The 22,050-nt window shown below is 39.8% G+C and carries 17 protein-coding genes and 3 pseudogenes; 2 read left to right on the forward strand and 18 right to left on the reverse strand.

Annotated elements, in window-relative coordinates; all coding sequences use genetic code 11:
• Positions 1-30: 30 nt before the first annotated feature.
• The 12 genes and pseudogenes from meaB to QUF94_RS16305 all read right to left on the reverse strand — a co-directional run bounded on the left by meaB (position 31) and on the right by QUF94_RS16305 (position 13,726).
• On the reverse strand, positions 31-1,065 hold the full coding sequence (meaB, locus tag QUF94_RS16250) for a methylmalonyl Co-A mutase-associated GTPase MeaB (protein ID WP_289316767.1): 1,035 nt from the start codon (positions 1,063-1,065) through the stop codon (positions 31-33).
• A complete protein-coding gene (gene scpA, locus QUF94_RS16255) occupies positions 1,066-3,246 on the reverse strand; it encodes a methylmalonyl-CoA mutase (protein ID WP_289316768.1) in 2,181 nt (726 codons plus the stop codon).
• Entirely contained in the window at positions 3,243-5,339 is a 2,097-nt protein-coding gene (locus QUF94_RS16260) for a methylmalonyl-CoA mutase family protein (protein WP_289316769.1), read from the reverse strand. The genes scpA and QUF94_RS16260 overlap by 4 nt, the downstream gene beginning before the upstream one ends.
• A gap of 135 nt (positions 5,340-5,474) precedes the next feature.
• Complete coding sequence (locus QUF94_RS16265; protein ID WP_289316770.1) at positions 5,475-7,025, reverse strand: acyl-CoA carboxylase subunit beta; 1,551 nt, start codon at positions 7,023-7,025, stop codon at positions 5,475-5,477.
• Positions 7,026-7,064: 39 nt separating this feature from the next.
• Positions 7,065-7,556 (reverse strand): acetyl-CoA carboxylase biotin carboxyl carrier protein, encoded by a 492-nt coding sequence (gene accB, locus QUF94_RS16270; protein WP_289316771.1) that lies wholly within the window; start codon positions 7,554-7,556, stop codon positions 7,065-7,067.
• Between the two features lie 211 nt (positions 7,557-7,767).
• A complete protein-coding gene (gene accC, locus QUF94_RS16275) occupies positions 7,768-9,123 on the reverse strand; it encodes an acetyl-CoA carboxylase biotin carboxylase subunit (RefSeq protein ID WP_289316772.1) in 1,356 nt (451 codons plus the stop codon).
• 120 nt (positions 9,124-9,243) lie between these two features.
• Positions 9,244-9,528: pseudogene (locus QUF94_RS16280) on the reverse strand (electron transfer flavoprotein subunit alpha/FixB family protein); the annotation flags it as partial.
• Positions 9,529-9,669: 141 nt separating this feature from the next.
• Entirely contained in the window at positions 9,670-9,918 is a 249-nt protein-coding gene (locus QUF94_RS16285) for an FAS1-like dehydratase domain-containing protein (RefSeq protein WP_289316773.1), read from the reverse strand.
• Between the two features lie 68 nt (positions 9,919-9,986).
• Positions 9,987-11,129, reverse strand: coding sequence for an acyl-CoA dehydrogenase (locus QUF94_RS16290; RefSeq protein WP_289316774.1), 1,143 nt, complete (start codon positions 11,127-11,129; stop codon positions 9,987-9,989).
• 139 nt (positions 11,130-11,268) lie between these two features.
• Complete coding sequence (locus tag QUF94_RS16295; RefSeq protein ID WP_289316775.1) at positions 11,269-12,051, reverse strand: SDR family NAD(P)-dependent oxidoreductase; 783 nt, start codon at positions 12,049-12,051, stop codon at positions 11,269-11,271.
• A gap of 221 nt (positions 12,052-12,272) precedes the next feature.
• Positions 12,273-12,749: a 2,4'-dihydroxyacetophenone dioxygenase family protein gene (locus tag QUF94_RS16300; RefSeq protein ID WP_289316776.1), complete on the reverse strand. Its 477-nt coding sequence runs from the start codon at positions 12,747-12,749 to the stop codon at positions 12,273-12,275.
• Positions 12,750-12,937: 188 nt separating this feature from the next.
• Positions 12,938-13,726 carry an SDR family NAD(P)-dependent oxidoreductase gene (locus QUF94_RS16305; protein ID WP_289316777.1) on the reverse strand — a complete coding sequence of 263 codons (789 nt, stop codon included), beginning with the start codon at positions 13,724-13,726 and terminating at the stop codon, positions 12,938-12,940.
• Positions 13,727-13,870: 144 nt separating this feature from the next.
• On the opposite strand from QUF94_RS16305, the gene QUF94_RS16310 reads away from it, so the two are divergent.
• Positions 13,871-14,776, forward strand: a complete 906-nt coding sequence (locus tag QUF94_RS16310; RefSeq protein ID WP_289316778.1) for a LysR family transcriptional regulator — start codon at positions 13,871-13,873, stop codon at positions 14,774-14,776.
• Between the two features lie 101 nt (positions 14,777-14,877).
• On the opposite strand, the pseudogene QUF94_RS16315 reads toward QUF94_RS16310, so the two are convergent.
• The 5 genes and pseudogenes from QUF94_RS16315 to QUF94_RS16335 all read right to left on the reverse strand — a co-directional run bounded on the left by QUF94_RS16315 (position 14,878) and on the right by QUF94_RS16335 (position 19,602).
• A pseudogene (locus tag QUF94_RS16315) lies at positions 14,878-15,505 on the reverse strand (CoA-transferase).
• A gap of 122 nt (positions 15,506-15,627) precedes the next feature.
• Positions 15,628-16,308 (reverse strand): annotated as a pseudogene (locus tag QUF94_RS16320) (CoA transferase subunit A).
• Positions 16,309-16,577: 269 nt separating this feature from the next.
• On the reverse strand, positions 16,578-16,796 hold the full coding sequence (locus QUF94_RS16325; RefSeq protein WP_289316779.1) for an HTH domain-containing protein: 219 nt from the start codon (positions 16,794-16,796) through the stop codon (positions 16,578-16,580).
• 345 nt (positions 16,797-17,141) lie between these two features.
• A complete protein-coding gene (locus QUF94_RS16330) occupies positions 17,142-18,431 on the reverse strand; it encodes an MFS transporter (RefSeq protein WP_289316780.1) in 1,290 nt (429 codons plus the stop codon).
• Between the two features lie 115 nt (positions 18,432-18,546).
• Positions 18,547-19,602: a TauD/TfdA family dioxygenase gene (locus tag QUF94_RS16335; RefSeq protein WP_289316781.1), complete on the reverse strand. Its 1,056-nt coding sequence runs from the start codon at positions 19,600-19,602 to the stop codon at positions 18,547-18,549.
• Between the two features lie 479 nt (positions 19,603-20,081).
• On the opposite strand from QUF94_RS16335, the gene QUF94_RS16340 reads away from it, so the two are divergent.
• Positions 20,082-20,855, forward strand: a complete 774-nt coding sequence (locus QUF94_RS16340; RefSeq protein ID WP_289316782.1) for an SDR family NAD(P)-dependent oxidoreductase — start codon at positions 20,082-20,084, stop codon at positions 20,853-20,855.
• 128 nt (positions 20,856-20,983) lie between these two features.
• On the opposite strand, the gene QUF94_RS16345 is transcribed toward QUF94_RS16340, so the two are convergent.
• Positions 20,984-21,931, reverse strand: a complete 948-nt coding sequence (locus QUF94_RS16345; RefSeq protein ID WP_289316783.1) for an alpha/beta hydrolase — start codon at positions 21,929-21,931, stop codon at positions 20,984-20,986.
• Positions 21,932-22,050: the final 119 nt, after the last annotated feature.

Here is a 22,050-nt window from a genome sequence, read left to right on the forward strand (position 1 = left end):
AATTGATTGCGAACCCATTCCTTCTTTTTCCTATCCATTTTCATCATAAATGTTGAATAATTGTTGGACTGCGAGTGTGGGAGAAGTATGGCCGTTAAGAAGCAATCCTTCCATTTTAGTAATGTTTTTTTTCATCGATGGATTACCATAAAATCTCGCCTTTAATTGGTCCTCTATCATAGAATGCACCCAGTCAATCATTTGTTCTTTTCTTCTTTTTCCAATGAATCCATTCCTACTGGTAACTTGTTTATATTTCTGAATGACCTTCCAAATGTGAGATGCGCCTTCACCCGTTAAGGCAGACACAGTAAATGCTTTTGTTTCCCAACCCTCGGTGATTGGCTGTAAGAAATGAAGGAGGCGATTGTATTCCACCTTTGCATTCATGGCAGCTTGTTTGTTTTCGCCATCCGCTTTATTAATGAAAATAGCATCAGCTAATTCCATCACCCCTTTTTTCATTCCTTGTAGCTCATCCCCTGCACCAGTCAGCATAATAACTAGGAAAAAATCCACCATGGACCGGACGGTTATTTCACTTTGGCCGACTCCGACGGTTTCCACGATTATTACGTCATACCCTGCTGCCTCACAAATAAGAAGGGTTTCACGGCTTTTTCTAGTGACCCCTCCTAACGTCCCACTCGACGGTGACGGTCGAACATATGCATGTGGGTGGCGTGAAAGATGCTCCATTCGTGTTTTGTCACCTAGAATACTTCCTCTAGATACACTGCTAGTTGGGTCAATGGCTAATACCGCTACACGGTGATTTTGCTCACAGAGCATCATACCAAAGGATTCAATTAACGTGCTCTTACCAGCCCCAGGAACGCCTGTAAAGCCGACCCGAATTGATTTTCCTGTATATGGAATCAGTTCTTTCAGCACTTTTTGTGCCATTTCCATGTGTTTGGGTAAATTGCTTTCAACTAAGGTGATCGCTTGAGCAATAATTGCACGATTTCCATTCATCACACCCTGCACATAATCATCAACCGTAAGGTGTCTTCGTCTTGTCGATAAGAGTTGCTTGGATTGAATGCTTTCTTTTTCTGTCATTTAAGTAACCAATCCGAGACGACGATTTAATTCTTCTATAACCTGTTGTGCGGCAATCGGGATAACCGTTCCTGGTCCAAATATGGCAGCTGCTCCTTTTTCTATTAAGTAACTGTAATCTTGAGCAGGAATAACACCGCCAATCACGACGGCAATATCTTCACGGCCTAAACGCTTCAGCTCTTCCACGACTTGAGGAAGTAATGTTTTATGACCAGCAGCAAGAGAGCTCATCCCTAGAACATGTACATCATTTTCCACGGCCTGTAAGGCTGCTTCCTCTGGGGTTTGGAATAAGGGACCAATATCAACATCAAAACCAAGGTCTGCAAATGCAGTCGAAATCACTTTAGCTCCACGGTCATGTCCGTCCTGTCCCATCTTTGCAATCATAATTCGAGGGCGTCGGCCTTCATTCTCTTCAAATTGATCGGACATTTCACGGACAATTTTCACTTGTTCCTCTTCCCCAAACTCTGCACTGTACACTCCGCTAATCGAACGAATAACTGCTTTATGTCTCCCTACTACTTGTTCATATGCAATCGAAATTTCTCCTAGGCTTGCTCTAGCGCGAGCTGCATTTACCGCTAGCTCTAAGAGGTTTCCTTCTCCAGTTTCAGCCGCTTTTGTAATCGCTTGAAGTGCTGCTTCTACCTTTGCTTTATCTCTTTCTGCCCGGAGCTGCTCTAAGCGGCGAATTTGCGCTTCACGGACAGCAGTATTATCAATATCTAATATCTCAAGAGGGTCCTCTTTTTCTAAACGGTATTTATTCACTCCAATGATCGATTCTTTACCAGAATCAATATGCGCTTGTCTTCTAGCAGCCGCTTCTTCAATTCTCATCTTTGGCAGGCCTGTTTCAATGGCTTTTGCCATTCCGCCAAGTGCTTCGATTTCTTCAATATGTTCCCAGGCTTTTTCAAGTAATTCAGCCGTAAGTGACTCCACGTAATAGGAGCCGCCCCATGGGTCTAATACGTTGGTTATCCCCGTTTCATCCTGAAGGTATAATTGGGTATTTCGAGCTATTCGGGCAGAAAAATCGGTCGGTAAGGCAATCGCCTCATCCAGTGCGTTCGTATGTAGGGATTGTGTATGACCAAGAGCTGCAGCCATCGCTTCAATACAGGTACGTGAAACATTATTGAATGGGTCTTGCTCTGTTAAGCTCCATCCAGATGTTTGCGAATGGGTTCGAAGTGCTAACGACTTTTCATTTTTCGGGTAAAACCTTTTCATTAGCTTCGCCCAAATTAAACGAGCTGCGCGCATTTTAGCCACTTCCATATAGTAATTCATTCCGATTGCCCAGAAGAAGGAAAGACGTGGAGCAAATCGATCAATATCAATCCCTGCATTTAAACCCGTTTTGACATACTCTAATCCATCTGCAAGGGTATAGCCCAACTCTATATCGGCCGTAGCCCCCGCTTCTTGCATATGATAACCGGAGATGCTAATGGAATTAAATTTCGGCATATGCTGGGACGTGTATTCAAAGATATCTGCTATAATTTTCATTGACGGTTCTGGAGGATAAATGTACGTATTACGAACCATATATTCTTTTAAAATATCATTTTGAATTGTTCCAGAAAGCTCCTCTTGGGGAACTCCTTGTTCTTCAGCTGCCACGATGTAAAAAGCCATGATGGGCAGGACAGCTCCGTTCATCGTCATCGAAACAGACATTTGGTCTAATGGGATTCCATCAAATAAAATCTTCATGTCTAGAATGGAATCAACGGCAACGCCGGCTTTTCCCACATCGCCTACGACTCGAGGATGATCCGAATCATACCCACGATGTGTAGCTAAATCAAAGGCGATCGAAAGCCCTTTTTGTCCTGCAGCTAAGTTTCTGCGGTAAAACGCATTACTTTCTTCCGCCGTAGAAAAGCCAGCATATTGACGAACCGTCCAAGGTTGTGATTTATACATAGCTAGGTAGGGACCTCGAAAGAATGGTGCAATTCCCGCCACATAATCTAAATGATTCATTCCTATTGTGTCCATATTTGTATAAAGAGACTTTACATCAATTTTTTCATAAGTCGGAAAAGCTAAATTATCAAAATACATTCCAGAAAGTTTCTCGGCATGTTTACTCCACTCGCTAAATTCTCCTTCTATTTCATCTGTATATGCTACTTGGGTAAAATCTGGTTTTGTCATGACACAGCTACTCCTTTCTCCTGTAGAAGTTGACTTAATATGTCATAGCAATTTGAGCCAACATGAACAAATTCAGCTATTCCAGCCTCTTTAAATCTGACTTCATCTACTTCGCTAGGCTTTCCTGCTAATAATACGGTTATTTGTGCATCCGTTTTTTTAATAGACATTGCAAGTGGAATGGCAGCTTGTTGATAGTCTTCATCTTTTCCACAAATGATTACAAAATCTGCCATGGACGCAACGATTGCCTCGGCTGCTTCTTTTATAGAACCAAATCCATTGTTTTGAATAACATCGAAACCTCCTACTTCAAAAAATCCTGTAGCAAAATCTGCTCGCACTTTATGATCTGAAATAGGTCCTAAGTTTGCTAGATATACAATCGGTCGATTTCCAGTTTTCTCTGCCATTTCATCAATGGATTGACGAAGTTCTTCAAACTGAAGTGCACCTCTGGTTGGCTTGATTGCTTTAACACAAACCGCAGCTTCTGACTTCCTACCTGTTGCTTTGGCTATTTCACCTAATGATGCACCTTGTTTTGCTGCTTGGATCGCGGTCTCTGTTTTATTTGAGCTTACGGCTAAACTTCCTACCGATATATGTGCTCGGCCTACTACTTGATTAATATGATCATTATTTTGGAGCGTTTCATTTAACGCTATCCAATCTACCTCTTTTTCTGCCAAATTCACATACATATTGGTACCAACGAATATATCTTTTCGGTGAGCGATGTTCCTCACTCGCTTTGAAGCTGTTTGTTGAACAACATTTTGTGGGAATTCTTTTATTAATGACTGGAAAATCCCACCTTTTCGCTCTGTTTCCTGGAAAAGTCCCCATGCCTTTTGGGCAACCTCATTTGTCAGTACTTCTACGTACCAAGAGCCACCGGCTGGATCGATTGTCCTCGCAATATGAGCTTCTTCTTTTAATATAATGGAGGCATTCCGTGCAATTCTTCGTGAAAAAGCGGTGGACTTTTGAATCGCTTCATCAAAGCAACTAACATGAATGCTGTCAGCTCCACCGACTGCTGCAGAAAATGCTTCTGTTGTAGCACGCAGCATATTCACATAGGGATCAAAAACAGTTTTTGTCCATGCAGATGTTCGTGCGTGCATCGTCATCTTCTGGGCTTCTTCATTCCCACCAAACGTTTCTACAATTCTGGCCCAAAGAGTTCTTGCGGCCCGAAGTTTGGCAATTTCCATAAAATAACCGGAACCGATTGAGAACGAAAAACGGATACTGCTGGCGGCTTTATTTATATCAATTCCTTGGGAAGTAAGTGCTTGTAAATATTCGACACCTGTTGATAAGGAAAAAGCTAATTCTTCAACCGCACTACTTCCACCGTCATGATAGACATTTCCATGGATTAGAACTGTTTGTAAATGGGGGGTATTCTCATTTGCCCATTTTGTTATGTCGGCCATCAATGTATAACAATCTTCCAACTCATAAGCCAATGTTCCATTTGCTACCAGTTCCGCGACTGGATCCATTCCTATACACCCATGTAATTCCTCCACTTGTCGTCCGGACTGTTCTAGATGAGCAATAATCAAAGCAAGGATTGGCAATGAATTTGCACCAGCTCCTACGTGAATAGGAACATTTTCAAAGTCAATACTTTTTAGTGCATCGGCTATATCGGTTACCCCTGAAATCGATAGTCCTGCTTTCCCTACTTCTGAAATAGCTTCACTCGCATTTATTCCACGTTTCGTTGGTGTATCAAGGACAATATTTAATGAAGTTTGCCCCTGGCTAAGGTCATGCCGTGCTACTTTATTAAAAGAAGTCGGTATTCCAACATTGATTTCCTGATTGATTTCCCATCCATTTATAAGCGTTTTAGTGCCGCGAGTAAAAGGAGCCATACCTGGCAAAGACTGCAGAAAAGGAAGATTGGCGGCATCCTCCTTTCGATACATCGGCTGAAGTAAAATTCCTTCATATGTTTCTGTAATAAGTCTTTTTTCAAAAGAAGCTCCTTTTAAAGATTTTTCTGTTAGGTCACGCCACTGTTCATAACTTGGGATCTCAAATTCTGAAAATCGGTCCACTATTTTTTTATCCATTTTAAGTTGCGGTAAGCATAAATCACCATGCTATCGCTCTCTCCCTTCTATACCATTTTACGATAGGCGTTTTTTCATCTTTACACGTTTTTCTTCTATTAATATAGGTAGTTCATAAACTATTAAAGAAAAGGTTTATAAAGGGATATTTCCATGCCTTTTCTTAGGTAATGCTTTCTTCTTGTTTTTTAGCATTTCCAATGCACTAGCGATACTTTTTCTCGTATCCCTTGGGTCAATTACATCATCAACAATGCCATTAGCTGATGCGACGTAAGGATTGGCAAACCGTTCGCGATATTCATTGATTTTTTCTTGCCTGAAGGCCTCCGGATCTGTACTTTCACTAATCTCTTTTGCAAAAATGATATTGGCCGCTCCAGCTGGTCCCATAACCGCAATTTCTGCATTAGGCCAAGCAAATACTAAGTCTGCCCCGATTGCTTTACTGTTTAAGGCAACGTAAGCCCCACCATATGCTTTTCGAAGAATCACGGTAATTTTGGGAACCAAAGCTTCCGAATAGGCATATAAAATTTTCGCTCCATGCCGGATAATCCCGCCATGCTCTTGTTGAATTCCTGGGATAAACCCACTCACGTCTTCAAATGTAATTAATGGAATCTTAAAGCAATCACAGAATCGGATAAAGCGAGCACATTTGTCAGATGAATCAATATCAAGACCACCGGCCATCATCTTCGGATTATTTGCGATAATACCGACTGTATCGCCGTTTATACGGCCAAAGCCAATGACAATGTTTTTAGCGAATTTCGGCTGAACTTCCATGAAATTTTGATCATCGACAATTAAATAAATCACCTTACGCACGTCATAAACCTTCGTTCCATCAATCGGGACAACATCAAGAAGTTCATCAATTCTTTCATCCAAAGGAATTTTATTTACTGGCTCTTTGTAAGGTGGCTTTTCTTCATAGTTTGATGGCAAGTAGCCAATTAATCTCCTGACTTGGTTTAATACGTCTTCTTCTGTTGGTCCAGTAAAATGGGCATTTCCACTTATTGTGGAATGAACGGACGCGCCACCTAAATCCTCACTATTAATTTTTGCTCCCGTTACCGACTCAATTACCTTTGGACCTGTAATAAACATTTGACTTGTTTTTTCTACCATGAAAACGAAATCTGTAATCGCAGGAGAATAAACAGCCCCCCCGGCACAGGGTCCCATAATCACGGAAATTTGAAGAATTACGCCTGAATAAATGGAGTTTCGATAGAAAATGTGTCCATATCCGTCTAGTGATAAAACACCTTCTTGAATTCGTGCTCCACCTGAGTCATTTAACCCGATTATAGGTGCTCCATTTTCTGCTGCTAAATCCATGATATTGGTAATCTTCGTCGCATGCATTTCGCCAAGGGCTCCGCCGAAAACAGTAAAATCTTGAGCAAAAAGGAAAATAAGGCGCCCACCAACCTTACCGTATCCTGTAACAACCCCTTCTCCAGGAGCCTCACTGGATCCATATTCAAGGCCGCGATTTTCTATGAATGGGTTTATTTCAACGAATGTCCCTTCATCCACTAATATTTCGATACGCTCTCTAGCAGTAAGCTTCCCGCGTTCATGCTGGGCATCAATCCGTGTATAACCGCCCCCCAGCTTCACTTTTTCCCGTCGTTCTTCCATGATCTCAATTTTATCGAACATATCCATGCTGTGAGTCCTCTCCTATCAGTGTTTAAATTTTATTGCTTATGCAGTTTTTACGAGGAACAAGGGCTGACCATATTCAACAACCTGGCCATTTTCCACAAAGATTTCAACAATTTCACCACTAACTTCCGCTTCCAGCTCATTCATAAGCTTCATGGCTTCCACAATACATAGCACTGTGTCTTCTTTTATTTGATCTCCCACTCTTACATAGGCATCAGAATCAGGTGATGGAGCCGCAAAAAATGTTCCCACCATTGGCGAAGTAATTTTATGAACCGATGTGTCCTCAGTAATTGTCGATGGTGTTTGTATTCCTTCCTGCTTTTGAACGGGGGCGGCTTCCACTTTCACAGGTGCGTCAGCAATAGTCGCTGGGACTTGTGTTTCTTCTATAAGCGCTACTGGTTCGACATTCATTTGTTTGCTAATCGTTATTTGCTGATCATTTTCACCTTTAATCGTTAATTCTCCAATTGAAGAACGGTCCACTGCCCGAATTAATTCTTTAATGTCATTCATTTTAAACATGAGGAAACACTCCTTCTACAATTTATTTTCTGTTATTTTTTCTTTACTCATTTCATATTTCTTAGAATCTATGAAATCTCAACCCCATAGGTTCAGTCCCGATTTTCCAGTCATTCTCATCAACAATTGCAAAAAATTGTTTTTTTTCCACCATTACCTCTTCTCTTTACTAAATAATCTAGTGCTACTGAATACTTCAAAGCACCACTAGTTACTTAGTGGAAACCGTTAAATCATTCATCTCTAAAAATTTCGTGTTAAAATTACCAGCTTTAAAATCCGGATGCTCTAATAAGCGAAGGTGGAAAGCGATTGTTGTATCAATTCCTTCAATGACGAACTCGCTTAAGGCTCGCTTCATCCTTGCAATTGCTTCTTCCCGATTTTTTCCATGTACGATTAATTTGGCAATCATCGAATCATAAAATGGTGAGATCGTATATTCTGGATAAACTGCGCTATCGACTCGGATTCCAAATCCACCTGGAGGTAGGTATAATCCAATTTTCCCAGGGGATGGCATAAAGTTTTTATCAGGATTTTCTGCATTAATCCGGCATTCAATCGCCCAACCATTGATATGAATATCTTCTTGTTTGACAGATAACCTATGACCTGAGGCAACTAGTAATTGTTCTTTGATTAAGTCTACTCCTGTTATAAGTTCTGTTACAGGGTGTTCAACTTGAATACGGGTATTCATTTCCATAAAGTAAAAATTTTTATGTTTATCTAGTAAAAATTCAATCGTACCTGCACCTGAATATTGTACGGCCTTCGCGGCTTTTAATGCCGCCTCTCCCATTTTCGTTCTTAGTTCTTCATCAAGTGCAGGGGATGGCGCTTCTTCAATTAGCTTTTGATGGCGTCTCTGGATTGAGCAATCACGTTCCCCTAAGTGCACGACATTGCCAAAGGAATCACCCATAATTTGGATTTCAATGTGTCGAGGCTCTTCAATGTACTTTTCTAAATAAACACCTGCATTACCAAAAGCTGTAGCTGCTTCTTGCTGCGCCATTGAAATCGCTTTTTTTAACTCTTCCTCGCATTCAGCAACCCGCATCCCTTTTCCACCACCACCAGCAGTGGCTTTAACAATAACGGGATACCCGATACTTCTTGCTTTAAACTCAGCTTCCTCAATATCTTCAATAATCCCATCAGTACCTGGAACAATTGGTACGCCAGCGGCTTCCATCGTTTCTCTCGCTACCGCTTTCGCCCCCATCTTACTGATTGCCTCAGGTGATGGTCCAATAAAAATGATATCGTTTTCAATACATATATTAGCAAATTCTGCACTTTCAGCTAAAAATCCATAGCCAGGATGGATAGCATCTGCATTTGATACTTGAGCAACAATTAACAAATTTTTCATATTCAAGTAGCTCTTAGATGATAGGTGTGGTCCAATGCAATAGGCTTCATCTGCTAGACGTACATGCAGAGCTTCACGGTCTGCTTCAGAATATACAGCGACCGTAGATATCCCCATTTCCTTACACGCCCTAATGACTCGGACAGCAATTTCCCCTCGATTAGCAATAAGAACCTTTTTAAACATATACAATTTCCTTTCCAAAAGTTTATTATTGTCTATCAATCACTCCATTGATAGCAGTTTTTTATTGAGAAGAGATGCACTTATTAATCAGGAGTAATGCATGTTCTATCCTGGATTTTTTTAAGAATTTACTAGTACTTTTGTAATTTCTTTCGTTAGAAGCGGGATCACCTCAAACAAATCCCCCACAATACCGTAGTCCGCTACTTGAAAGATAGGGGCTTCGGGATCTTTGTTAATCGTAACGACAACTTTAGAGTTAGACACCCCGGCTAAATGCTGAATGGCACCTGAAATTCCGCAGGCAATGTACAAATCAGGGTTTACGACTTTTCCCGTCTGTTCGATTGGAAGTGAGTAATCTCAGTATTCAGCACCTAGCACATCCGCCAATTCCTGAAGCGGTTATGTTCCATCCATTCGGTCAGCAACGAGCTATAAGATTGGATTTACAAATCGCTTGATGGCAAAACCGCTTCAAAAATCCCAGAGACTTTTATGTCACCTTCACTGTTTTTCGCCTGTACTTCACCCACAACTACGTTGTCAGCCTTTTTCTCCACCACTTTGCCAACAAACCTCCATTTTCTCTTGAAAGCCATAACCGCCATGGTAATCAATGATTTGCAAGAAAGTGCACGGAACAGGAATACCATCATAACCAGCATCCTTAGCTGACTCCAAGCTGTAGAAAATTGGGTTATCATCCCCTATCGCAATCGCCAATTCTTTTATTTTTCCTTTTTCCAATGCCATGCCGTAAGGCTCTAACTCGTTCCCAAGTAAATCTTTCACCTTTGACTAGCCCATTCGCCTCTTTTTAATTGATTACCATTCCTGTTTTCGTTAATTTTGAGTTTTTTCTATGCTTTAAGTAGCTTTCCGGCAATAACAAGACGCTGAATCTCTTGCGTCCCTTCATAGATTTGGGTGATTTTAGCATCTCTCATATATCGTTCTACCGGGTATTCCCTTGTGTATCCATATCCGCCGAATACTTGAACAGCCTCCACCGCTACTTCCATGGCGGTGTCTCCAGCAAATAGTTTGGACATTGCAGATTGAAGGCCGTAAGGAATTCCTTGATCCTCACGCCATGCTGCCTGATACGTCAATAAACGGGCAGCTTCGATTTTTGTGGCCATATCGGCTAATTTGAATTGAATAGCTTGAAGTGAGCTAATCGGTTTTCCAAATTGGACGCGATCCTTTGCAAATGCGACAGCATTATCAAATGCTCCTTGAGCGATTCCAACAGCTTGGGAAGCGATTCCGTTCCGACCGCCGTCGAGAGTCATCATGGCAATCTGGAACCCTTCACCCACTTGGCCCAAAAGATTGTCCTTTGGAACGCGGCAGTCCTCAAAAATGACCTCTGTCGTGGCGGAAGAGCGAATGCCTAGCTTTTTTTCCTTCTTTCCTACCGAGAAACCTGGGAAGCCCTTTTCCACAATAAACGCAGAAATGCCTTTATGCTTTAGTGCCGAGTTTGTCTGTGCGAAAACGATATAAGTGTCGGCATAGCCTCCGTTGGTGATAAAAATCTTCGATCCGTTCAAGACCCATTCATCTCCGTCTAGAACGGCTGTTGTTCTCATTCCACTGGCATCAGATCCGGATCCAGATTCCGTCAAACAATACGCACCCATGTTTTTTCCTTCCGCCATGGCCCGCAAATATTTTTGCTTTTGATGTTCCGTTCCAAACTTGTAAACCGGCCATCCGGCTAACGATGTATGTGCGGAAAGTGCGGTCCCAATTGAAGCGTCCACCCGAGACAATTCCTCCACCGCGATCACATAACTCAAGTAATCGGCACCTGCACCTCCGTACTCTTCTGGCCAAGGAATGCCGCATAAACCAAGTTCCGCCATCTTGTGCCAAATCTTGATATCAAAGTATTCCTCTTCATCACGTTGAGCAGCAGTAGGTTCACATTCGTTTAGAGCAAACTCTCGCACCATTTTTTGCATCATTTGATGTTCCTTAGATAATAAAAAATTCATCATTAGTCCCCTTTTTTGATTTTGTTATTCCAAACATGATATCTTCTGAAAAACTATGTAAGCTATTTGCCATAGTAAATCTATAAAGATAATACTTTTAAAAACTCCAACCCTTTCAAGGATGGGACTTTAATTCTATTTACACTTTTTGTTCGATAAGCTTTCGGGTATAGATGGTTACCCATTTCCTTGGCAGCAATCCCACAGATTTAGCCATGAGTTTATTTTTAAAGCCTGGAATGATCACAGTTTTATTCTTCATTAAACCTTCAAATCCGCACTTGGCAACAGCTTGCGGTTCTATTAAGTTCTTAATGAAAATTTTTGTTCTTGTTGAAGCCAACCCTTGCGTAAGCGGCGTTTTGGTAGAAGGGGGACATAATACAGAAGCTTGAACTCCGGTTCCTTTAAGTTCTTCCGCAATTGCTTCCGTAAAGAATAAGACGTAAGATTTGCTGGCACCATACATCGACATTCGTGGAGTTGGCTGAAAGGCTGCTGTTGAAGCCACGTTTAAAATTTTACCTTGCTTTCGTTTCACCATGTCATCTGCAATAAGTCTAGTTAAATACGTGAGCGAGATCATGTTGAGCTGCAGGTATTCCATTTCTTTTTGAATATCCAATTCCGTCATCAACCCTAATCCGCCAGCTCCAGCATTATTAATCAAAATATCGATGTCGATTCCTTCGCTTTTCAAGTATCGATGCAAGCTCTCTACGGTTGTATGACTGCTCAAATCGCCGGCAAAAATATTCACTTGCACGCCATATTCCTTTTTTAAACTCTCGGCTTGTTGTTCCAACAACGCCGAATCTCTGGCAACTAATACCAAGTTATAACAATGCTCTGCAAAAACTTTTGTGAATTCATATCCGATCCCTTTTGTAGCACCAGTAATCAAAACTGTCTCTGCTGTCATTTATCATTATTCCTCCTAACGTTATTATCTGTTAAATTAGAATATTGGAAATTTTAAAAATATTATCATGTTAATGATTATACTTATAAGTTTTAATTAAATAAAATTAAAAATATTAATATATAAATTATTATTACTAATATTAAAAGAAAAGGCCCCAAAAAAAGAGAAAAGCCTCTTCGTCATTTGGACGCCGGGCTTCTCCTTTTTTATAAATCCAACTAAAATTTAGTCACATCAATAGGTTCAATTCCTTCAGCCGCGCAATGTTCATAGTATCTTTTCAGGAATGTTTCCCAATTGTCTCTGGCAACAATTTCTCCTTCTTCACCCAAATAGTCTAAGGTTCCTTCTACAATATTGAAAGTTATAACATCTTCATCCCCTACAGCTATCGGCGTATGTTTGGAGCCTGCAGGCTCATAAACCATGTCACCAGGTTTGGAGATCCAAGGCTCCTCGAGATATCTCCAAGTCCCTTGGACGGTATATACAATGACTGTTCCAGGATGGAAATGGGCCGGAAGCTGCATTTTCGCAGGAACACTTAATAACGTAACCGTCTGTCCTGTCACAGGGTTGGCTTTAAGCAATTTAAATTTCGAATCTCCAAAATATGGAATCCAAGGCAATTCATCTACACTAACATTACCTGCATGAAATACTTCTACTTCTTTTACATCTTTTAAATTACTCACTTAAAATCCCCTCTTCCAATAAATATTTATTAAATTCGCTTATTGTTTTCGCTTTCATCAACAAGCAAATTAAATAGTTCAAATTTATTAATTTCAGTATATTCTTAATTATAAATTAAGTAAAATCGATATTTTTTAATTGCAATTAAGAATGATTAATTTACGCAACCACGTTATTTGGATGAAATTTACTTAGCCCCAAGTCCACCATCAAGAGTCAAAATATGTCCAGTACAATAATCAGATGCTGCTGAAGCAAAGTAAAGGAGTGCACCTACCAAATCATTGTCACTGCCTAATCTTCTAACTGGAACTTGTGAGGCAATGAAAGGGCCTGCTTTGTGTACAAGCGTTCCCGGTATTTCTGGGTTATTCATTCCTGTAGTGAAAACTCCAGGAGCAATAGAATTTACATACACTCCATGTCGGCCCCACTTAACTGCTAGATCCTTCGTTAAAGTCATCACTGCACCCTTACTAGTTGTATATCCGACAGAATCAACAGCTTCCGGGTCAACACCTTTAAAGCCGATACTAGAAGAAATATTAATGATTTTACCGTATTCGTTATTAATCATATGTTTTCCAACTGCCTGACACATCAAGAATGTTCCTGTCACATTTGTATCCAGCATAGCTTGCCATTGTTCTAAAGGCATATCCGTAGCAGGAGACTCAAAAACTGTTCCGCTGCTGTTGACTAAAATATCGATTTCCCCAAAATGAGAAACCGCTTTCTCCACACCTTGAACGACAGATTCCCGATCTGTGACATCCAATGATAGAACAAGTGCCTGTCTTCCTAACGCCTCGATTTCTTTTACAACTGCTTCGCAAACCTCTAAACGCCGTGAACATACTACAACGTTTGCTCCGGCTTCTGCCAACGCCAGTGCCATTACACGCCCTAACCCGCTGCCTCCTCCGGTAACGATTGCTGTCTTACCATTTAAATCAAACATTTGGTTCAATGACATTTTAGTTCTCCTCCTGTTTTTAGAATATTCAAAGATTTTTAAATATTGTTGATATTGATTATACTAATAAATTATAATTAAATAAAATTAAAGATTTTAATGTGGTAAGTAAGTATTACTAATATTAAAAAAAGGAGAACAGTCATGAATATTGAACAATTACTATATATCGTAGAAGTCGCAAAATACAGTTCTCTGTCTATCGCAGCACAGAATTTACATGTGACTCAATCCAACATCAGCCAGTCCATAACCAACTTGGAAAAGGAGTTGGGGATTAAAGTTCTTAAGCGGTCACGGGGACACGGCGCTGTCCCAACCGATGAAGGAAGAATCATTCTAAAACTCGCCTATGAAGTACAAAAAAAACTTGAGGAAATAAAAGTGACTGCTAACTTATTGAATTCCACGGATGTGGGGGAACTAAAAATATCGTCATTACCCGGATTGATGACGTTCCTGGTAAAAGCGATAGCATCGTTTAGACATGATTATCCGCACGTAAATTTGGAGGTTGCCGATAAAAGTGGATCTGCTGTAATTGAAGATGTTCGACAGCATAAGACTGACATTGGACTGATTACGTATTCAAGTGATTTGAACATAAACATGGAAGGAATAGCTTATGAAGCATTAATCGAAGGGAAGCAGAAAGTATATGTTTCTAAGCATTCTCCCTTAGCCATCCTTGGTACTATAACTCCGCATGATATACTTGATCAAACTCTCGTGACATATAAGGGTGAATTTATGCAGTATTTTGTACAAGATTTCTTTCATAAATATAAGCCATTGAAAATCTTATTTACTTCAAATAATATGGATGGAGTTCTCCAAGCCATCAATGAAAATTTGGCAATTACATTTGCTCCTGATTTCGTAATGAAAAACTATCCCCTTATCATTAATGGCGATATCGTTCCAATTGATTTGGTGTATCATCCGACTGTAAATATTTCTTTAGGATTAGTTCGATCAGAGAATAAACATTTGTCCACCTTTGCCAACAAATATATTCATTATTTAAAATCAGAAATTATTAAGAATTAAAAAAGAAAAAAAGAGAAGGTTCTTCGTCTCAAGGTGGGCGAAAAAGCTTCTCTTATTACAAATCTATCTTTACCCTAACAGGAATTAGCAGTGTTATCTCTTTACCTTGTAATAGAAGCCTTTTGGCGATCCCCTTTACCACATGTCAAATTGGCGCTGATCGTAAAGGAAGCCTCCGTTTTTCCATCACTACATCAAGTGAAACACCTTCTTGATTTTCCACAAGAATCATTCCCTCGGGAGTAAAATCAAATACAGCCAAGTCCGTAATCAGTCGATTTACAACCTTTTGACCTGCCAATGGAAGGGATCAGCTTTTTTTGATCTTGGATTCATTGTACTAATTGGTGTGCTCCATTATGACCACAATTCTTTTGGCACCATGGACAAGATCCATCACACCCCCATCCCTTTGTCCAATTTATCCGGGATCATCCAATTTGCCGAGTCACCTTGTTCGGAAACCTCCATCCCACCCAAGACAGCCAGATCAATGTGTCCCCCACAAATAGTCATAGCAAAGGACTCAGCACTGTCATAGAAAGATCCACCGATTACCACTGTAACCGTTTCTTTCCCTGCGTTAATAAGATCAGGATCTTCCATCCCTTCACCTGGATAAGGTCCGATGCCAAGCAACCCATTTTCGGGTTGCGATAATTCATGTAATTCTTTCGGTATTTCGTTCGCAAGTAAAGTAGGCATTCCAATTCCTAGATTCACGATCATCCCATTTTGAATCTCTTGAACCGCACGCTTAATGATTTTTTCCTGGTATCCATTCTGTTAATCCTCCTAAAAAATTGCATTGTAATTTTTTGCGGTAAGTTACCCTTTAAAGGTAAGGTAAGTTAAGTAGGTATGACGGTACGGCGTTCAATTTTTTTCACATAATTTTTTCCTTCCAATATCCTTTGGACATAGATCCAAGGTGTATAAATCTCATCCGGATCAAGAGCAACCACTTCAACCATTTGCTCCACTTCGGCAATCATAATCCTGCCTGCCGTTGCTGCGAGTGGATTAAAATTCCGCGCTGTCTTCCGGTAAATAAGATTTCCTAACGGTTCACCTTTCCATGCCTTGACGAAGGCAAAATTCCCAACAATTCCTTCTTCAAGAATATGCGTTCTGCCATTAAATAATCGGTGTACCCACGCCAGTCGGGGTATAGAAACCAGGAATGCCAGCTCCTCCTGCCTGAATTCTTTCCGCCAGTGTACCTTGGGGAACAAGCTCTACTTCCAATTCTCCACTTAAAAATTGCTTGTCAAAGATCTTGTTCTTACCTACATAGTTTGCCACCATTTTCTTAATCTGTTTATTGGTAAGCAGTAAACCCATTCCCAATCATCCACCCCACAATTGTTACTGACAATCGTTAGATCTTTTGTTCCCTTTTCACGCAATGCTAGAATTAGATTCTCGGGAATTCCCGACATACCAAACCCACCAACAATGATGGTTGCTCCCTCTTGAATATCTTGAATCGCTAAATAAAATGTTGTGTTTAACTTTCCATGCCCAGCCAATTTGCATAGATAGGAAACAGCCTTCTTTAACTGGTATGTCCTGATCGTTCTTTCAATCAGATAGGACTTCTCAGTTGCAGTTAGAATTATTTCTTTTTCAACGCCCGCCTTTCTAACTCTTCCAGCTTTTTTAGAAAGTCATTTTCTGCTTCAAGGAATTTGATTCTCGCTTCGGCCTTCCTAAGTTGATCCTCTACAGACTGTGGCTTGGAAGAAGGGCGTCCTGTACTTCCTTTCCAAAGCCTTCCTCACCATACCTTTCAAAGGCATCACGCAAGCGCTGTAGACAACTGTTCCTTACCAATTATTTCGAGATTAAATCCATGTTCTATGAAAATTTGAAAGGGGGATTTCCCCTTTTTATACTCCTTAACAACTTTTGTTTTAAATTCCGGATTATAGGAAATAGAACGCTCTGAAGCACTTATGATATTTGGATTCTTTTCAAGTTCTTTAATTTGAAATTCAGTATATATATTCTTACTCATAGAAACCCTCCGTCCATACTCATTACACCTATTGAAACAGAAAAAAACCCGGATAAGGGACACTTTTTTATGTGTGTCCGTTATCCGGGGTATAGTTCAAATAAAGAAGGCCCTTTACAGTTCAAATCATGTTACGAAACTAACTAAATTACTTAATCCTCCACTTCTATATGATCATCAGCGTAAGTCTCGCATATCTTATCCTGACAACTCCAGCACTTACTGCGATTTCGCTCCATAATAGCTAATTCTTCATGACACAATACACAACAGTCCATCTCAGAAACGGCCTTTTCATTTTTACACATAGTTTATTTCCCTCCTTGATTCACCTATTAATGATTTTTATACAATAACTTGTTCCTCAGGTTTTGTCGTTGTTTGACTTTGGTTCACGGGACGGACAATGGTCCAAAACAATAATCCGATTACGAACATAACCAAAGAAGTTACTTGGAAGCCATAACCATATCCAATTGCCTCTGTACCTGCATACTGGATAAGATACCCGAAAATGAGTGGAGCAATAATGCTTGTTGAACTTGATAGAGCCACATAGGTCCCTTGAGCCTTTCCAATGTTTTTGGGAGAAAAGAGTTCCATTAATATGGCGGGTGCGAGTGAAAGAATAACAATCGCAAAACCTGGAGCAAGGATGAAGAATAGAATGGAAATAGCACTAGAATTAAAGGCATTTGCAAGAAATAAACAAATAGCGGATAGGACCATCGTAATCCCTGCAACATTTATTCGTGCTTTACGAATATCTCCTGTTTTGCGATAAAGCCGATCCGATAACAAGGCAAATACAATTTGGCAAATGGCAGCAAATAGAAAAGGTAAAGACACCGCAAGTTTTAACATTTTCCCATCAAAATGTTGAATTTCGGTAAAATATGCAGGAAACCATACCGCTTGAACGGACAATAACCAATAGGCACAACCTGCACACAAAACGGTAAAAATAAAATTTTTAGATAAAAGATACGGAAGAAACTGACGCCAAGAAACATTAGAAGAAAATATTGAGTGCTTATCTTCTTGATCAAAAGTATACGAACCAATTTCTTTTGGGCTTTCTTTTCCAAGAATCAACCATAAAACTAGCACCATTAATCCAACAATCCCCATTGCTATAAAAGCAGATCTCCATCCATATCCATTGATCAAGGAGATTAATAATGGCGAAGCAATCGCGGGCCCGATTGTTGCTCCAAAGAGAACAGCGCCAAAGCCTATACCATGTCTATGTTTAGGGAACCATTTTCCTATTATTGAAGTTGATATAGCAACTGCAGGACCTTCTCCTGCTCCCAAGACCATTCTTGTTATTACTAGCAGAGACAGACTGGAAACAAAAGGTGTGGTAAATTGAACAATCAACCAGACAAACGAGATCCAAGTAAACATTTTTTTCGTATTTCTTGAATCGGCCATTCCCCCTAGAATGAAAGAGGAAAAGGTAAAGAACCAAAAAAACGAACTGCCGACAATTCCCCATTGTGAAGGACTTAAATGTAACTCTTTCATTAGAGGAACAGAAACCAAACCAATGATAATTTTATCAACCTGGTTGATCATACCTGAAGCTACAAGAATTAATAATATGATCCAAGAATATTTAGGTGTTTTCAAATTAATAATCTCCCCTTCTATTCCGTTAACATGAATCAATTGGTGTTTTAAAAGTTTTTAAAGGTAAATCTTCCGTGTTTAGCCTCGTCTAAACTCTTTATATTTATTAATCCCATTACCTCATTTTATCTGCAATACCTCCAGCTGTTTTTTCACGTACCGGAATACCGCCGCGACCCACATTACCTGTTTTCTCATCAATGAACATCGCGAAGTCTGGCGCAATTTCTCGCCCATTTGGCATCGTGAGCCACAATCTTAATAAATGACGTTTGCGTTCAGGTTCTTCATAGTCTTCGTATACAGTACGTGAATGAAGAACAGAATAATTATTAACAAATTGCATATCACCCGGTTCCATCATCATATCAATATGCATGTTTTCATCATAAAGAAGGGAATCTATTAAGTCATATGCTTCAGTTTCAACTTTTGACAAATATCTACCTGTTTTCGCTTGTGCCGATTCGACATATCCGCGGTTATATCTGCAGCTTAATTTACCTGCGTAATAACTAAAGACTGGTGATGAATAAACAGGAGATTCACCTGGTGTTTCCTCACCACGACGATCCAAGAAATATGGAAGATAGAGAATTCCAAGATACTCTGGGTACCTATCCAGAATTTCATTGTAAACCGCGATGGAACTTACGATACTACTGTAACCGCCAGCTTTAGCTTTTCGAAGACTTAATAATCCGACTACGTCAGATCCATCTGGGTGAAAGGGAAGATGAGCATTCGTTTGGTAACCACGTACATTTGAATCATTGATGTCGAGACCTTGGTCAACAACATGCCCTAATAGATCACCTTTTGCGTTTTGTGTTACCGGGATGCCCAGGTGGACTCCGAGACCCCAGTAAATGATGCTTGCTTCATCATCTGTATACTTTTCAATTGGTAAGCCACGAATTAATAGAAAACCTCTCCCATTTTCCAGCTCGTTTATAAAGTAGGCTATTTCGTCAGAAAGATCCGGAATTGGAAAGTCCTCCTTGTTAAAATCAGGTGCCTTTAACCCTTTTTGTTTTACATAGAATAAAGCGCTTTCAAGAACTGCAATCGTTTTCTCTGACAAATAATAAATCCATGAATCATCTTTTGTTAAATCAATACCTTTCCAAGCCACTGGTCCTTGAATTTTTTCCTTTAAAATAGACGGCACCGAGAATCCTCCTTCGTTTACTATTGCAATTTTACCTATAGTTCCTAATGAAAAAAGTTTGGGCTGTTTTCCTACTTTAAAAGCGACTGCCACTATCTTTCAAACCCTTATACAAACAATTATTGCTTAATAAAAGATGTTCCTTGTTCCCCCCTTCCTTTCCATGGAAGCGCTTTAAATAACTTCTGACTGTTATAATTGTTATTCCGTTAATTATATTCATAATTTTCAGTTAAATAAAATTAAAATTTTTAATCTGCAAATAACCTCTACTAATAAATGGAAAATACAACACACTTGTACATGCAATCTTACTACACATATCATTATATTAATAAAACTTAAGTGCAATTTAATATTTTTAATTTTATATAATTATCATTTATAGGTAGAATCAAAGATAGAAATGATTAAATATTCTAATAAATAACTTTCAAGCAGAGTCTAATACAAGTTAATTCGAAACAGGAGGTTGAACTATGGACTTAAAATTATCTGGAAAAAAAGCACTTATCGTTGGAGGAAGTAGGGGGATTGGCAAAGCTATTGCCCGTCAGTTGGCTTTGGAAGGTGTAGATTGTACGATTTGTTCAAGAAACGAATCTTCACTAAAGAATGCAGCAGACGAATTGGCCAAAGAAACCAACAGAAGTATTTATCCAATCGTGGCAGACACTAATGATCCTGACTCTATCCTAAATTTAGTTGAAAAATCAGCAGCAGAAATGGGAAGCATTGATATTTTAATCAACAGTGGAGCCCGTGTTGGAGGACATGAACCAGAGGAATTTAACAGCATTAAAGAAGAACTTATCTTGAAAGATTTTGAAGAAAAGTATTTGGGCTATTTTCGTTGTATCCGGGCTGTTGCTCCTTATATGATTCAAAATAATTGGGGACGTATTATCAATATAAGTGGACTGGCAGCTAGAATTGGCGGCAATTATTTTAGTTCCGGACCTCGTAATGCATCTGTTGTCCATATGACAAAATCCGCTTCATTAGAATTAGGAAAGCACGAAATTACTGTCAATGCTGTTTATCCAGGGATTGTCGATACGGAAACGTTTAGAGGCCGTGTCACTAATGAGGAAGCTATACGCCAGGCAGCATCAATGAATGCCCTCGGCCGCTTGATTACACCAGAGGAAATTGCTCATGTCGTTACCTTCCTAGCCTCACCTTTGGCGGCATCGATAACTGGCGATGTCATTTCGGTAACCGGTGGAATTGGAAATACCGTTTATTACTAAATGCCTAGGGTTGCTATTGTTACTGTTTCGTTGATTATCAATAATTTCTATTTTTAAAAATAAATAAGTTATTTTAAAAAGCGAGCCTCACTAAATTCTGAGGCTCGCTTCATTTAGAACATTTTCTTTCAATCTATCCCTATTGTATATTTTAAGGAACTCAAGAACTTCTCGATCCTAGAAACAGTCAATTCTATGTTCTTTGAGAAAATGGCCATTTGTACAAAAAATCCGTGGACCATCCCGGGTTCACATTCATATTCAACTTGAACACCAAAATCTTTCAGACGTTCAGCATAGGCCATTCCTTCATCCCGAAGCACATCATTTTCCGCTGTAATAACAATTGCTGGCGGGAGACCACTTAAATCTTGAGCTACCAAGGGGGAAGCATACTCATTACACCTGTCCTCATTATTCCTTAAATAATGATCACGGAACCAAATCAAGTGTTCGCGATCAAGACCAAATCCTTTTGCAAAGGTTCGATGGGATTCCGTATTGAACTCAAGATTTGTCGCAGGATAGATTAAGACCTGTGCAGTGATTTTTGGACCTTTTTTGTTTCTCGCCATCATCGCAACTACAGTCGCTAGATTTCCACCTACGCTATCCCCTCCAACTACCAATCGAGAAACTTCTCCGTTAAATGAAGTCCCTTTTTCAAAAACCCATTGCAATGCGGAATAGGCGTCTTCTACTGGAGTCGGAAACTTATACTCTGGAGAAAGACGATAGTTTACGGATACAACAATACTTTCCGTTCGATTCGCTATCATTCGGCAGCTAGCATCCGTTGATTCAATGTCTCCTAGAACCCATCCTCCACCATGGTAGTAAATAAATAGAGGGAAAGGACCTTGCCCTTCCGGTATATATACCCTGCATTTGATTGTTTCATCCTGGCTTACCGGAATCATGAAATCCTCAACTTTTGAAAGCGGTTCTAGTTTTACAGCAGGTCGCGGTGCTTTAGAAAGCAGCTCTCTTACTGACCTATGATCCATCGTATGAATAGATGGCAGCTGATAAAATGCTTGTAAATATTTTTCTGCTTGCGGATCTAAATTCGCCAAAAAACATCATCCTCACTTCAGGTTATTTTTAAATTACCCAGTCTAAATGCGAAACCATTATTCCTGGTCACGAAACTCTCAGATTAACTTCAAAATAAAAACATAAAATGGTGATTTTA

The sequence above is a fragment of the Peribacillus sp. NJ4 genome, assembly GCF_030348345.1.
GTDB lineage: Bacteria > Bacillota > Bacilli > Bacillales > DSM-1321 > Peribacillus.

Coding starts and splice junctions, on each gene's coding strand:
- QUF94_RS16260 (WP_289316769.1), bottom strand. CDS start 5,339: ATGGATAAAAAAATAGTGGACCGATTTTCAGAATTTGAGATCCCAAGT.
- accB (WP_289316771.1), bottom strand. CDS start 7,556: ATGTTTAAAATGAATGACATTAAAGAATTAATTCGGGCAGTGGACCGT.
- QUF94_RS16325 (WP_289316779.1), bottom strand. CDS start 16,796: ATGAGTAAGAATATATATACTGAATTTCAAATTAAAGAACTTGAAAAG.
- scpA (WP_289316768.1), bottom strand. CDS start 3,246: ATGACAAAACCAGATTTTACCCAAGTAGCATATACAGATGAAATAGAA.
- QUF94_RS16295 (WP_289316775.1), bottom strand. CDS start 12,051: ATGACAGCAGAGACAGTTTTGATTACTGGTGCTACAAAAGGGATCGGA.
- QUF94_RS16265 (WP_289316770.1), bottom strand. CDS start 7,025: ATGGATATGTTCGATAAAATTGAGATCATGGAAGAACGACGGGAAAAA.
- QUF94_RS16290 (WP_289316774.1), bottom strand. CDS start 11,129: ATGAATTTTTTATTATCTAAGGAACATCAAATGATGCAAAAAATGGTG.
- QUF94_RS16310 (WP_289316778.1), top strand. CDS start 13,871: ATGAATATTGAACAATTACTATATATCGTAGAAGTCGCAAAATACAGT.
- accC (WP_289316772.1), bottom strand. CDS start 9,123: ATGTTTAAAAAGGTTCTTATTGCTAATCGAGGGGAAATTGCTGTCCGA.
- QUF94_RS16340 (WP_289316782.1), top strand. CDS start 20,082: ATGGACTTAAAATTATCTGGAAAAAAAGCACTTATCGTTGGAGGAAGT.
- meaB (WP_289316767.1), bottom strand. CDS start 1,065: ATGACAGAAAAAGAAAGCATTCAATCCAAGCAACTCTTATCGACAAGA.
- QUF94_RS16305 (WP_289316777.1), bottom strand. CDS start 13,726: ATGTCATTGAACCAAATGTTTGATTTAAATGGTAAGACAGCAATCGTT.